This is a genomic window from Sphingomonas naasensis, assembly GCF_004792695.1.
GTDB classification, from domain to species: domain Bacteria; phylum Pseudomonadota; class Alphaproteobacteria; order Sphingomonadales; family Sphingomonadaceae; genus Sphingomonas; species Sphingomonas naasensis.
On record NZ_SRXU01000006.1, the window covers coordinates 19,248 to 32,054 of the forward strand.

Genomic DNA, 12,807 nt, shown 5'->3' on the forward strand with positions numbered 1-12,807 from the left:
GCCCCCTCTCCGGGCGCGGGTGTAGGCGATTATCGCGTCAGCTCGCCAGTGCCGAAACAAAGGCGCGCGCATTGGCGCCGACCTCGGCCGCGGTGAGGCCCGGCTTGTACAGCGCCGAGCCGAGCCCGAAGCCCTCGGCACCCGCAGCGCGCCACGGGCCCATGGTGTCGGGCGCGATCCCGCCGACGGGCAGCAGGCGCATGTCCCGGGGCAGCACCGCGCGCATCGCCTTGAGGATCGCCGGGCTCGACCCTTCCGCGGGGAAGAGCTTGAGCGCGGTCGCGCCGGCGTCGATCGCGGCGAAGGCCTCGGTGGGCGTGACCACGCCGGGCAGCGAGACCAGCCCGGCCGCGGCGCTGGCGGCGATCACCTTCACATTGGCGTTGGGCGAGATGATCATCGTGCCGCCCGCCGCGGCGACCTGCGCGACCTGCGCCTCGGTGAGCACGGTGCCCGCACCGATCACGGCCTTGCCCGCGAGCCGCTTTGCCAGCCGCGCGATACTGTCGAGCGGATCGGGCGAGTTCATCGGCACTTCGATCAGGGTGAAGCCGGCCTCGACCAGCGCATCGCCGATCCCCTCGACCTCGTGCGGCGCGACGCCGCGCAGGATCGCGATCAGCGGGCAGCGGGCGAAGGCGGCGTCGAAGGCGGCGATATGGGTCATTGTCTCACGATCTCGTTGATTCCCGCGACGAACGCGGCGTGGCTGTCGATCAGATGGGCATTGCGGCCATGCGCTTGAATGGCCGCGGCATAGAGTCCGCCCAGCACCGGATCGGCGAGGATATGGACGGTGTCGTGCGACGAAGTCGCGAGCCGGGCCGCAACGTCGGTGCCGATCAGCAGCCCCGAGGCATAGGACGCCGCATCGGCATCGTCGCGCTGGCCGAGCATCTTGGCCGCACGGATGCCGAACAGCGACGCCGCGAGATCACGGCGCTTGCCGGCCTCGACCCCCTCGAGGAACGCATCGCCGAGCGTGACCTCGCCGCTCAGCTGCGCGGCGAGCAAGCCGTGCTTGCGGAGCAATGCGAACAGCTCGCCGGTCATCGCCGTGACGAAATCGGCGACCTTGCCACCCGCCATCTCGACCCATTTGCAATGCGTGCCGGGCTGGGCGAGCAGCGCATCCGCCGGGACCAGTCCCGCGGCGACGGCCCCGAGCAGCTGGACTTCCTCGCCGCGCATTACATCGGGCCGGCCGTCGATCAGCGTGGAGATCCCCGGCACGATCGCGGTGCGATCGTCGATCCACAGCAGCCCCGCCGCGAGCTCGGCGACGCCGGCGGGCGCGGCGACATAGGGCGCCGGCCGCCAACCGATATTCGATCCGACCATTCCCGCGAGCAGCATCGGCAAGTCGCCGAACCGTTCGCGGATCGCCACTGCCTCGGCGGCGAAGTCCTCCACCGAGGTGACGCCCTTGTCGTCACGCTCGGTGCGGACGACCGCGCCGCCGTCGATCAGGAACACGCGCCGGTTGGTCGTGCCCCAGTCGACGGCGAGGAAGGTGCTGCCGAAGCCCATCACCACCAGGTCGCGTACAGTGCGATGAGGATCAGGATGATGATCACCGCCGCCACGTTGAAGCCCGTGGTGGTGCGGAAGCTGACGCCTTCCATCGTGATCAGATTGCTCTCCGACCGCGCCGGCCGGGCCAGCGACACGATCACCGCAAGGGCGAGCGATGCGAAGAACACGATCATCATGCGGTTCATGAACGGCACGGCGTTGAGCGCTTCGATGCCGCCATATTGGGCGGGGAACCAGAACAGGAAGCTCAGCAGCACCGATGCCACCGCGCCGACCAGCGCCCCTGCCTCGGTCGCGCCCTTCCAGAACAGGCCGAGCAGGAAGATCACGGTGATGCCCGGAGTCACGAAGCCCGAGAATTCCTGGATGTACTGGAACGCCTGATCGAGGCTGCCGAGCAGCGGCCGCGCGGTCGCCATCGCAATGATGATCGAGACCACCGCGGCGATCCGGCCGACGAGCACCAACCTGGTCTCGCGCGCCCGGCTACCCTCGGCGTCTTCGGCCTGGGTCTGCACGCCCTTCATCTTGGCGTAGATGTCGAGCGTGAAGATCGTCGCGATCGAATTGATCTTCGACGCGGTCGACGCGATGATCGCCGCGATCAGCGCCGCGAAGACGAGGCCGAGCAGCCCGGTCGGCAGCAGCGCCATCATCGTCGGATAGGCCTGGTCAGGCTTGGCGAGATCGGGGGCCAGCACCACCGCGGCGATGCCCGGCAGGACGATGATCACCGGCATCAGCAGCTTGAGGAAGCCCGCGAAGATCACGCCCTTCTGCGCCTCGGGCAGGCTCTTCGCCGCCAGCGCGCGCTGGATGATGTACTGGTTGAAGCCCCAATAAGAGAGGTTGGCGATCCACATGCCGCCGACCAGCACGGCGATGCCGGGCAGGTCCTTATAGTGCGGATTGTCCTTCGACAGAATCATGTCGAAATGGCCGGGGACGCGACGCGTGAGCTCGGTAAAGCCGCCGATCAGGCCGGCGTCGCCGCCGATCTTGGTGAGCGTCAGGTACGAGACGACGAGCCCGCCGAGGACGAGCAACGTGACCTGGACGATGTCGGTGAGCGCAACTGCCTTGAGGCCGCCGCGGATCTGATAGAGCAAGGCGAAGGTGCCGAGACCGATCAGCGCGACATCCTGGTTGATGCCGGCGACCTGGGTGACGGCGACCGAGCCGAGCCAGATGATCGAGGTCAGGTTCACGAATACGTAGAGCACGAGCCAGAACACCGCCATCACCGTGCGGATGGTGGGGCCGAACCGCTGTTCGAGGAACTGCGGCATCGTGTAGATCTGGTTCTTGAGGAAGATCGGCAGGAAGAACTTGCCGACGATCAGCAGCGTGAGCGCCGCCATCCACTCATAGGAGGCGATCGCGAGGCCGATGGCATAGCCCGAGCCCGACATTCCGACGATTTGTTCGGCGGAAATATTCGCTGCGATCAGCGATGCGCCGATCGCCCACCAGGGCAGCGACTTGGATGCGAGAAAATAGTCCGACGTATCCTTGGCGTGCCCCGCTTTTTCGCGGCTAACCCATTGCGCCAGGCCGAAAATGCCTATGGCGTAGACGATCACGACAATCAGATCGATGTGCGAGAGACTGGTCATTGGCTTCCTCCCTGCCCCGCGGGAACCGGCGCTGATGCTGCGCTCTCGTGCCCGCCCCGTGCGCCTGACCCGGCGCTGTTGGTTCATTTATCTTATTTATTGGACTTGTCCAGCGCCACCACTCCGCTAACGTATGCGGAACGAATGACGTGGAGAGGGTCCTGACATCGTTGTCGGGGCACATCAAGGGGCGGGAGCCATGGCGAACAACTATCCGGAACTGGGCGTGGAGGATGCACGGCCCCAGCTGGGTCGCAACCTCACCTACGGGATGCTCGACAGTCTCGGCCGCGCGATCGTCACCGGGCGCTACGAGCGTGAGCCCTTTCCCACCGAGGCCGAGCTCGCCAAGCAGCACGGCGTGAGCCGATCGGTGACGCGCGAGGCAGTCAAGATGCTCACCGCCAAGGGCCTGCTGAGCGCGCGGCCGCGCCAAGGCACGGTGGTGCAGCCCGCGACCAACTGGAACCTGTTCGACACCGATGTGCTGCGCTGGCTGCTCGAGCGCCAATTCTCGGTCGATCTGCTCCGCCAGTTCAATCAGCTGCGCGTCGCGATCGAGCCCGAGGCCGCGGCACTGGCGGCGCGCGTCGGCACCCCCGACGAGCTGGCGCGGATCAGCCAGGGGCTCGAGCGGATGGAATTGGCCGAGCAGGGCAATGACGACACGCTCGAGGCCGATATCGCCTTCCACGTCGCGATCCTGCGCGCGTCGGGCAATCCCTTCTACGCGCAGTTCCGCGACGTGGTGGGCACCGCGCTCCGCACCTCGATCCGCTTCACCAATCGGCTCAAGGGCCGCACCGCCAACGTCGCCGATCACGCCGCGGTGCGCGACGCGATCGCGGCGCACGATGCCGAAGGCGCCCGCGCCGCGATGCGCGCGCTGATCGGCGACGTGCTCGACCTGATCGACGATGTCGAGGCGAGCGAGGCCAAGGGCTGAATCCGGCGCGGCTGCGGCGCGCGATCGCGGCGGCGGCCGGCAATCGGGCGACCGGCGAGGCGCTCCGGCCAAAAAATTCAGGTCTCTTATACCATCGATATAAGCCACCGAAAATAAACAGAAATATTCCAGACACACCGCATGGCCGCGGGATAAGTCGCTGGTTTATCGGCACGAAGGCGCCTCGCCCCTCTGCGCGCCTCCTATGATGACAGAGATACCGGTACGCCGAGCCCCGCCTGGGGTGGGTTCGCGAGCGCTTCGTCTTTGGCGGGGCCTGCCGGCGCACTTGTTACTGGAGCCTATGATGTCGTTGCAGAATCTCCCCATCTCCCGAAAGCTGGCCGGGGCCTTCGCCGCGTTGATCGTGATCTTCGCCGGCGTCGGCACGATCGTCTTCTTCAATCTGTCGGCGCTCGCCACCGCGGCCGACGAGAAGGAGCAATCGCTGCGCGCGCTCGAGATCAGCCAGAAGTTGCTGACCGGCGTGCTCGAGCAGCAGAACGCCGCGCGCGGCTTCGCCATCCTCGGCAAGGACGAATTCTTCAAAACCTATCAGGAGAATGGCGAGAAATTCAGCGACACGGTCGCCGAGTTCAAGAAATTCTCGACCTCGGACGAGCAGCATGCGCGCGTCGAACAGCTCGCCGCCAACGTTCAGGAGCTGCGCGGCAAGCTCGATCACATCATCGAGCTGGCGCGCAATCCGGCGACCCGCGGTCAGGCCGGCGAGCTCTCGGGCGTCAAGATGCTCGGCGAGATCCGCCCGCTGATCAAGGACATCGCCAAGGTCCAGGAAGAGCGCGTCCAGCAGCGCATCGTCACCGAGGACGCAGCGGTCGGATCGGCCAAATGGGCGATCTGGCTCGGCGGCGTGTTCGCGCTCGCGGCTTCGGTGCTGTTCGGCTGGCTGCTGTCGCGCGGCATCGCCACCCCCGTCGCGCAGATGACCGGCGTGATGAAGACGCTCGCCAGCGGCGACAACAAGGTCGACGTGCCCGCCACCGATCGCGGCGACGAGATCGGCGACATGGCCAAGGCCGTGCTGGTCTTCCGCGAGCAGGCGGTCGAGAAGGAAAAGTCCGATGCCGCCAAGCGGATCGCCGACGCCGAGCAGCAGCGGGTGGTCGACACGCTCGAGACCAATCTCGGCAAGCTGGCGCAGGGCGACCTGACCAGCGAGATCACCGAAGCCTTCTCGCCTTCCTATGAGTCGGTGAAGGTCAACTTCAACGCCGCGGTGAACGAGCTGCGCAGCCTGATCGGCACCGTGATGGAAAGCGCCGCGACGATCCGCACCGGCTCGGGCGAGATCGCCCAGGCCTCGGAGGACCTCGCGCGTCGCACCGAAGCCAATGCCGCGAGCCTCGAGGAGACTTCGGCCGCGGTGACCCAGATGGACGGCCGCCTCAAGGCGACCGCCAACTCGGCGAGCAGCACCGTCGAACGCGCCGACGGCGCGATCGCCACCGTCGCGGGCGGCCGCACCATCGCCGACGAGGCGGTGCAGGCAATGACCCGCGTCGCGGATTCGGCCAAGGGCATCGACAGCGTGATCGAGGGGCTCGACAAGATCGCCTTCCAGACCCGCGTTCTCGCGATGAACGCCGCGGTCGAGGCCGGTCGCGCCGGTGAAGCAGGCCGTGGCTTCGCGGTCGTTGCCGACCTCGTCTCGGCGCTCGCGATGCGCGCCGAAGAGGAAGCCGGCCGCGCCCGCGACCAGCTCACCGCCACCCAGACCGACATCGTCGCAGCGGTGGAGATGGTCCAGAAGGTCGACGGCGCGCTCGCCAACATCTCGGGCGACGTCGGCGAGGTCCATGCGCTGCTCAACCAGATGGCCACCGACAACCAGGCCCAGTCGACTGCGATCACCCAGATCTCGGTTGCGATCGGGACGATGGACCAGTCGACCCAGCAGAACGCCGCGATGGTCGAAGAGACCTCGGCCGCCGCGCGCAACCTGTCGAGCGAGGTCGCCGCGCTCAGCGAGCAGGCGTCGAAGTTCAACGTCGGCAATGCGTCGCGTCCGGTGACGATCCGCGCCAGCGCCCCGGCCCGCCCGGCCGCGAAGTCGAGCGGCTATGTCTCGCCCGTCAAGGCGCTGCCCGTCACCGCGATGGCCAGCAGCGGCGGGGACGACTGGGCGTCGTTCTAAAACCCGCCGACCAACGATAAAGGGCGTCGCGGCCAGCCCGCGGCGCCCTTTTTATTGTCTCGAGATCCTCCCTCGGGAACCGGGGGAGGTGGCATGCGCAGCATGACGGAGGGGGTCTCTCCCCAAGCGCCCTCATCTGAGGAGAGACCCCCTCCGTCGCCTTCGGCGCCACCTCCCCCGCTTCGCGAGGGAGGATCCAAATGTCAGCGCATCCTGATCGTCTCGATCACGCCGTCGGCGCGATATTCGATCGGCTGGATCGCGATGCGGCGCTCGCCCTGATAGGGGCCGTTGCCGGTCTGCCCTTCCCAGCGATGATAGGCGATGTACCATTTGCCGTCCTTCGGATCCTCGAAGAAGGCGTGATGGCCGGGCCCCCGATAGCGCGTGTCGCCGACCAGCAGCGGCCCGCCATAGCGCCACGGGCCGGTCGGCGAGAGCGCCACGGCATAATGGACCTGATAGTTCGACGCGTTCCACTGCCCGGCCGACCAGGACAGATAATAGATCCCCTTGCGATAATGCATGAAGGCGCCCTCGGTGAAATTGGGCGGGGTATCGACCTTCACTTCATGATCGATGCTGACCATGTCGGGCTTGAGCGCCCAGACGCGCAGCGTCGCGCCGGCGCTGCCGCCGGCATAGAGATAGGGAATCCTCGTTTTCGGATCGACGAACACCGCGGGGTCGATCGCCTCGAAGCCCTTGCCGCCGGTGACCAGCGGCTTGCCGCTGTCGGTGCAGGGGCCCGCCGGCCCCTTGCACACCGCCACGCCGATGCGGCTGGGGGTCGGGTTTTGCGGGCCGACCGAATAATAGAAATACCAGCCGCCATTCGCCGCGACCATGTCGGGCGCCCAGAGGAAATGCCGCGGGGCGCGATCATCATCGGCCCAGGCGATGTCCCTGAGGCGGATCAGCGTCTCGCCCCTGGTCCATTTGGCCTTGTCGGGCGACGACCAGACCGAGAGCCCGTCGCCCCCGGTCGGGTAGATCCAGTAGCGGTCCTCGGCGAAGGCGATGTCGGGGTCGGCGCCGGCGAACACCGACTTGACCTCCTGCGCGGACGCTGCCGGCGGGAGTACCGCCAGCAGCACCGCGAGCAGCATCGCGCCGCGCATTATTTGCCCGACGCCGGCACCACGCCCTTGGGCGCAGACGCCAGACGCTTGATCAGATCGACCTCGGCCTGCCGATAGGGCTTGCCGTCATAGTGCAGGATGTCGTGGAACCAGATCGTCGGCTCCTCGAAGGTATAGGGCTTCTTCCAGCTGTCCCACGGGAAGCGCGTCTGCATCTTCCCGTCGACGAAACCCCAATTGTACATCGCGATGTTGTACTTCTTGCCGAGCGGCAGGCTGTTGTCGAACGTCGAGCCGTTGCCGCGCGCCATATACTCCGTGCACCAGACCGGACGGCCATAGCTGAGCATCTGCTTGGCGCGCTTCTCGAAGGTCTCGGCCCAGCTGTAATCGTGGAAGCTGAGCACGTCGGACTCGCGCAGCTGGATCTTCTCGACCGCGTCGACGCGGTCGATGTCGTCCCAATGCTCGCCGATCCACACGCCCGAAGTGAGCGGCTGGATCGGGTTCGCGCTGCGCGCCGCGGCGAAGAAGCGCGGCAGCAGAAGCGCGACGTACTTGTTCTTGTCCGGCGTCGGCTTGTAGTTGCCGCCGCCACCGTTGTTCGGCTCGTTCCACACGTCCCAGCCGACGACGCGATCGTCGTTGGCGAAGGTGGTGACGACGTCCTTCACATAGGCTTCCAGCTTGCCATATTGCGACGCGTCCTTGAGGCGATCGGCGCCCGGCGACTGCACCGAGCCCGAATTGTGCACCCCCGGAATCGGCGGATGCTGCGGGCCGGCGACGGGATTGGGATCCCAGCAGCTGTCGAAGAAGATCCACAAGGTCTTGATCTTGTGCTTCGACGCGATCGTCATGAACTCGTCCATGCGGCGCTTGAGACCGGCGGCGTCGGTTTCCCAGAGCAAATGATGCAGGTTCACCCGCATCACGTTCATGCCCATCGCCTCGGCCCAGCCCAGCTCGAGATCGATGCGCTGCGGATCCCAGGTCTCGGCCTGGAACATCTCGAGCTGGTTGATCGCGGTGGCCGGCGTGTAGTTGGCACCGACCTGCCAGGGCTGGGTCGCATGCCATTTATTGGCCTGCGCCTTGGTCCACTGGTCGCGCGCGCTGGCGGGCGAGACGCCTGCGACGAGGGCGAGCGCCGTCGCCGAGAGAAGCAAAGTACGACGAATCATCTATTCTCTCCCCGGATCAGCGCTTGGCCGCGGTCGCGCCGCTGCTGAACTTGTAGGTCATCACGTTGCGATAGGTCTGGCCGGGCTGGAGGCGCGCCTCGGGGAAGCCCTTCTGGTTGATCGCATCGGGGAAGATCTGCGGCTCCATCACGATCGCGTCGCCGCCGCGATAGATCTTCTTCGCCTTGCCCGAGAAGGTGCCGTTGAGGAAATTGCCCGAATAGAATTGCAGGCCGGGCTGGTTCGACCAAAGCTCGTAGCTGCGGCCCGAGGCCGGATCCTGGACGCGCGCCATCAGATGCTGGGTCGCGGTGACCTTGCTGCCGATCACCCAATTGTGATCATAGCCGCGGCCATAGACGATCTGCTTGTCGCGGGCATCGCGGACGCGATCGTTGATCACGCGCGGCCGGGTGAAGTCGAACACCGTGCCGGCGACCGGGCGGAACTCGCCGGTCGGGATCAGCGTCTCGTTGACCGGGGTGTAGGTCTTGGCCGGGATGGTGACGACATGCCCCATCGCGCCGTTGGCCGCGCCCTCGCCCGAGAGATTCCAATAGGCGTGGTTGGAGATGTTGACGATCGTCTCCTTGTCGGTGGTCGCGGTGTACTCGATCGTCAGATTGTTGGCTTCGTCGAGCGAGTAGGTGGCGTCGACCGTGAGCGTGCCGGGATAGCCCTGATCGCCGTCGGGGCTGACATAGCGCAGCGTCACCGACGCGGTCGGGCCGTTCTTGACCGAGACGACTTCCCACAGCACCTTGTCGAAGCCCATCGAGCCGCCATGGAGCGAATTGGTGCTGTCGTTTAGCGGCGTCTGATACTGGTGGCCGTTCAGCGTGAAACGGCCGCCATCGATGCGATTGGCGAAGCGGCCGACGGTGGCGCCGATGAAGTTCGGGAATTTGAGATAGCCCTCCATGCTGTCATGGCCGAGCGCGATATCGGCCTTCTTGCCGGCGCGATCGGGCAGGACGAGCGACTGGATCGACGCGCCATAGGCGATGATGTTCGCCGAGACGCCGCGATTGTTGGTGAGCAGCACCGATTCGACCGTGCGGCCGTCGGGCAGCTTGCCGAAGCTGCCGCGCTTCGCGGTGGCGGCATCGGCGGCGGGGGCGGCGATTGCCATGGCGGCGATTACTCCCAGCGCTATCATCGTCTTCATTGTCTCTCTCTCCTCCCAAGCTTGTTCTGATTAATGGCTGTCGCGCGGAATGCCGCGGGTCTGGGCAATGCGCTGGAACTTGACGGCATCCTCGAACACCGCGCCCGTATCGAACTGGCCGACGAGCTTGCGGTGGATCTCCTGCCACGGCGTCTGCGCTTCGGGCACATAATCGATGTCGAGCGCCGCGCGCCGGCGGGCGAGCTCGGCATCGTCGACCAGCACGTCGGCCGTGCGCTTGTTGAGATCGATGCGGATCCGGTCGCCGGTCTGGACGAGCGCGAGCCCGCCGCCGACCGCTGCCTCGGGCGCGGCGTTGAGGATCGACGGCGAGCCGCTGGTGCCCGACTGGCGGCCATCGCCGAGGCACGGCAGCGCATGGACGCCGGCGCGGATCAACGCGACGGGCGGGCGCATGTTGACCACCTCGGCGCCGCCCGGATAGCCGACCGGCCCCGCCCCGCGCATGATCAGGATCGTGTTCTCGTCGATGCCGAGCGCCGGATCGTCGATACGGTGGTGATAATCCTCGGGCCCGTCGAACACGACTGCCTTGCCCTCGAAAGCATCGGGGTCGCCCGGCTTCGAGAGATAGCGCGCGCGGAACTCGTCCGAGATCACGCTGAGCTTCATCACGGCATTGTCGAACAGATTGCCCGACAGGACCGTAAGGCCCGCGGCAGGCTTCATCGGCGCGTCGAGCGGGAAGATCACGTCGGGATCCTCGCATTCGGCACCGCCGACATTGTCGGCAACCGTCCGGCCGTTGGCGGTGAGCGCGCTGCCGTCGATCATCCCGGCGCGGAGCAGCTGCCCCATCACCACCGGCACCCCGCCGGCGCGGTAGAAATCCTCACCGAGATATTTGCCGGCAGGCTGGAGATTGACCACCAGCGGCACATCGGCGCCATGTTCTTCCCAGTCGGCGAGGCTGAGCTCGACGCCGATATGGCGGGCGATCGCGTTCAGATGGATCGGCGCGTTGGTCGAACCGCCGATCGCCGAATTGACCCGGATCGCGTTGAGGAAGGCGGTGCGGGTCAGAATGTCCGACGGCTTGCGGTCGGCATGGACCATCTCGACGATCTGCAGACCGGTGCGATAGGCGTTCTCCTGCCGGTCGCGATAGGGCGCGGGGATCGCGGCCGAGCCGGGCAGCGACATGCCGAGCGCCTCGCACAGCGAGTTCATCGTCGTCGCGGTGCCCATCGTGTTGCACCAGCCGGTCGACGGCGCCGACGAGGCGACGAGCTTGATGAAGCCCTGATAGTCGATCTCGCCCGCGGCGAGCATCTCGCGCGCCTTCCAGACGATCGTCCCCGAGCCGGTGCGCTCGCCCTTGAACCAGCCGTTGAGCATCGGGCCGACCGACAGCGCGATCGACGGGATGTTCACCGTGGCGGCGGCCATCAGGCAGGCGGGCGTGGTCTTGTCGCAGCCGATGGTGAAGACGACGCCGTCCATCGGATAGCCGTAGACCGCCTCGACGAGGCTGAGATATTGCAGGTTGCGATCGAGCCCCGCGGTCGGGCGCTTGCCGGTCTCCTGGATCGGATGCGTGCCGAATTCGAGCGCGATGCCGCCGGCCTCGCGAATGCCTTCCTTGACGCGCTTGGCGAGCTCGAGATGGTGCCGGTTGCACGGCGCGAGATCGCTGCCGGTCTGGGCGATGCCGATGATCGGCTTGCCCGACTGGATCTCCTCGAGGCTGATGCCGAAATTGAGATAGCGCTCGACATAGAGCGCGGTCATGTCGGGATTGGCGGGGTTATCGAACCATGCACGCGACCGCAGGGGCGGACGACCGCCATTCGAACCAGATTCCGCGTCGCTCATTCACCTCTCCGGTGGGGGTAATGCTTTAACAGCGGCGCCGCTTTTTGTTGGCCCCGGCAGCGCCGTGCGGGCTTGATACCGGCAGTGCGCCGCAATAGGAAGAGCATATATATCTTATAAAAGGAAGTTTGAGGATGGCGGAGAGCGGGACGCGGCGGATAAAGCTGGGATTGGTGGGGATCGGCAAGATCGCGCGCGACCAGCATCTCCCCGCGCTGGCGGCGGACGGCCGATTCGAACTGGCGGCGACCGCGAGCCGCCACGCGACGCTCGACGGCGTGCCCGGCTATCACGACATCGGCACGATGATCGCGGGCGGGCACGATCTCGACGCGGTCTCGCTCTGCACTCCGCCCGACGGCCGTTACGAACAGGCGATCACCGCGATCGACGCAGGGCTTCACGTCATGCTCGAAAAGCCGCCGGCGACGACGCTGACCGAGATCGCCGCGCTCGCCGCGCGGGCCAGCGCGAAGGGCGTCGTGCTGTTCACCACTTGGCATTCGCGCGAGGCGGCCGGGGTCGAGCCCGCCAAGGCATGGCTGCAGGGCAAGCGCATCGACGCGGTGCGCATCACGTGGCGCGAGGACATTCGCCGCTGGCATCCCGGGCAGGAATGGATCCTCGCCGCGGGCGGCTTCGGCGTGTTCGATCCGGGCATCAACGCGCTGTCGATCGCGACCAAGATCCTGCCCGAGCCGATGCTGCTCAAATCGGCGTGGATGGAAGTGCCCGAAGGCCGCGCCTCGCCGCTCGCCGCCGAACTCGAGATGCGCAGCGGCAATGCCCGGGTCGACGTGGTGTTCGACTTTCTCCAGACCGGCCCGCAGACCTGGGACATCGAGATCGACACCGACGCCGGCACGCTGCGGCTCGGACTGGGCGGCAGCATCCTGCAGCTTCCCGGCGGCGAGGAGCAAAAGGCGCCCGACCGCGAATATCCACGGCTCTATGCGCGCTTCGCCGAGCTGGTCGCCTCGGGCGAGAGCGATGTCGACGTCCGCCCGCTGCAGATCGTCGCCGACGCCTTCATGATGGCCGAGCGCCGGGTGACCGCGCCCTTCGCTTTCTAGCCATTTTCGCGGGCCGGTCTCACAAGATTGCGCCGGCCCGCGGCGCGCGCCACGATCCAAGATGCCGGGCGCGGCAACTCCCATAGTGTGTCCACACTGTGTCCTTCGCGCCACGCTGTCAGACTATTCGCGCGCGCCGTCTTATTGATATGATTAATCACTTGTCAGTGTCCCGACGCGGCTGCTAGCCGCAACCTGACAGAGAGGC

The 12,807-nt window shown here is 66.5% G+C and carries 10 protein-coding genes; 3 read left to right on the forward strand and 7 right to left on the reverse strand.

Annotation, left to right across the window (positions count from 1 at the left end; all coding sequences use genetic code 11):
- Positions 1-37 precede the first annotated feature (37 nt).
- Genes E5A74_RS13730 through E5A74_RS13740 form a run of 3 tightly spaced genes read right to left on the reverse strand, consistent with a single transcriptional unit; the run spans position 38 to position 3,152 of the window.
- Positions 38-667 (reverse strand): 2-dehydro-3-deoxy-6-phosphogalactonate aldolase, encoded by a 630-nt coding sequence (locus tag E5A74_RS13730; RefSeq protein WP_135985931.1) that lies wholly within the window; start codon positions 665-667, stop codon positions 38-40.
- Positions 664-1,530, reverse strand: coding sequence for a 2-dehydro-3-deoxygalactonokinase (locus E5A74_RS13735; RefSeq protein WP_135985933.1), 867 nt, complete (start codon positions 1,528-1,530; stop codon positions 664-666). Before E5A74_RS13735 ends, E5A74_RS13730 begins: the two co-directional genes overlap by 4 nt.
- The gene (locus tag E5A74_RS13740) at positions 1,530-3,152 is read right to left on the reverse strand and encodes a sodium/sugar symporter (RefSeq protein WP_135985935.1); all 1,623 of its coding nucleotides are present in this window, start codon (positions 3,150-3,152) and stop codon (positions 1,530-1,532) included. Before E5A74_RS13740 ends, E5A74_RS13735 begins: the two co-directional genes overlap by 1 nt.
- Positions 3,153-3,351: 199 nt before the next feature.
- On the opposite strand from E5A74_RS13740, the gene E5A74_RS13745 reads away from it, so the two are divergent.
- On the forward strand, positions 3,352-4,098 hold the full coding sequence (locus E5A74_RS13745) for a FadR/GntR family transcriptional regulator (RefSeq protein ID WP_135985936.1): 747 nt from the start codon (positions 3,352-3,354) through the stop codon (positions 4,096-4,098).
- A 307-nt stretch (positions 4,099-4,405) separates the two neighbouring features.
- A complete protein-coding gene (locus tag E5A74_RS13750) occupies positions 4,406-6,256 on the forward strand; it encodes a methyl-accepting chemotaxis protein (RefSeq protein WP_135986465.1) in 1,851 nt (616 codons plus the stop codon).
- A 203-nt stretch (positions 6,257-6,459) separates the two neighbouring features.
- Here E5A74_RS13750 and E5A74_RS13755 read toward each other — a convergent pair whose 3' ends face one another.
- From E5A74_RS13755 to E5A74_RS13770, 4 genes are read right to left on the reverse strand one after another with little or no spacing between them, the layout of a single operon-like run.
- The gene (locus E5A74_RS13755; RefSeq protein WP_240699810.1) at positions 6,460-7,377 is read right to left on the reverse strand and encodes a family 43 glycosylhydrolase; all 918 of its coding nucleotides are present in this window, start codon (positions 7,375-7,377) and stop codon (positions 6,460-6,462) included.
- Complete coding sequence (locus E5A74_RS13760; RefSeq protein WP_135985938.1) at positions 7,377-8,522, reverse strand: cellulase family glycosylhydrolase; 1,146 nt, start codon at positions 8,520-8,522, stop codon at positions 7,377-7,379. The genes E5A74_RS13755 and E5A74_RS13760 overlap by 1 nt, the downstream gene beginning before the upstream one ends.
- 16 nt (positions 8,523-8,538) lie before the next feature.
- Positions 8,539-9,690, reverse strand: a complete 1,152-nt coding sequence (locus tag E5A74_RS13765) for an aldose epimerase family protein (protein ID WP_420822502.1) — start codon at positions 9,688-9,690, stop codon at positions 8,539-8,541.
- Positions 9,691-9,720: 30 nt separating this feature from the next.
- Positions 9,721-11,526: an IlvD/Edd family dehydratase gene (locus E5A74_RS13770; RefSeq protein ID WP_135985940.1), complete on the reverse strand. Its 1,806-nt coding sequence runs from the start codon at positions 11,524-11,526 to the stop codon at positions 9,721-9,723.
- Positions 11,527-11,660: 134 nt separating this feature from the next.
- Here E5A74_RS13770 and E5A74_RS13775 point away from each other — a divergent pair, with 134 nt between their 5' ends.
- On the forward strand, positions 11,661-12,599 hold the full coding sequence (locus E5A74_RS13775) for a Gfo/Idh/MocA family protein (RefSeq protein ID WP_135985942.1): 939 nt from the start codon (positions 11,661-11,663) through the stop codon (positions 12,597-12,599).
- Positions 12,600-12,807: the final 208 nt, after the last annotated feature.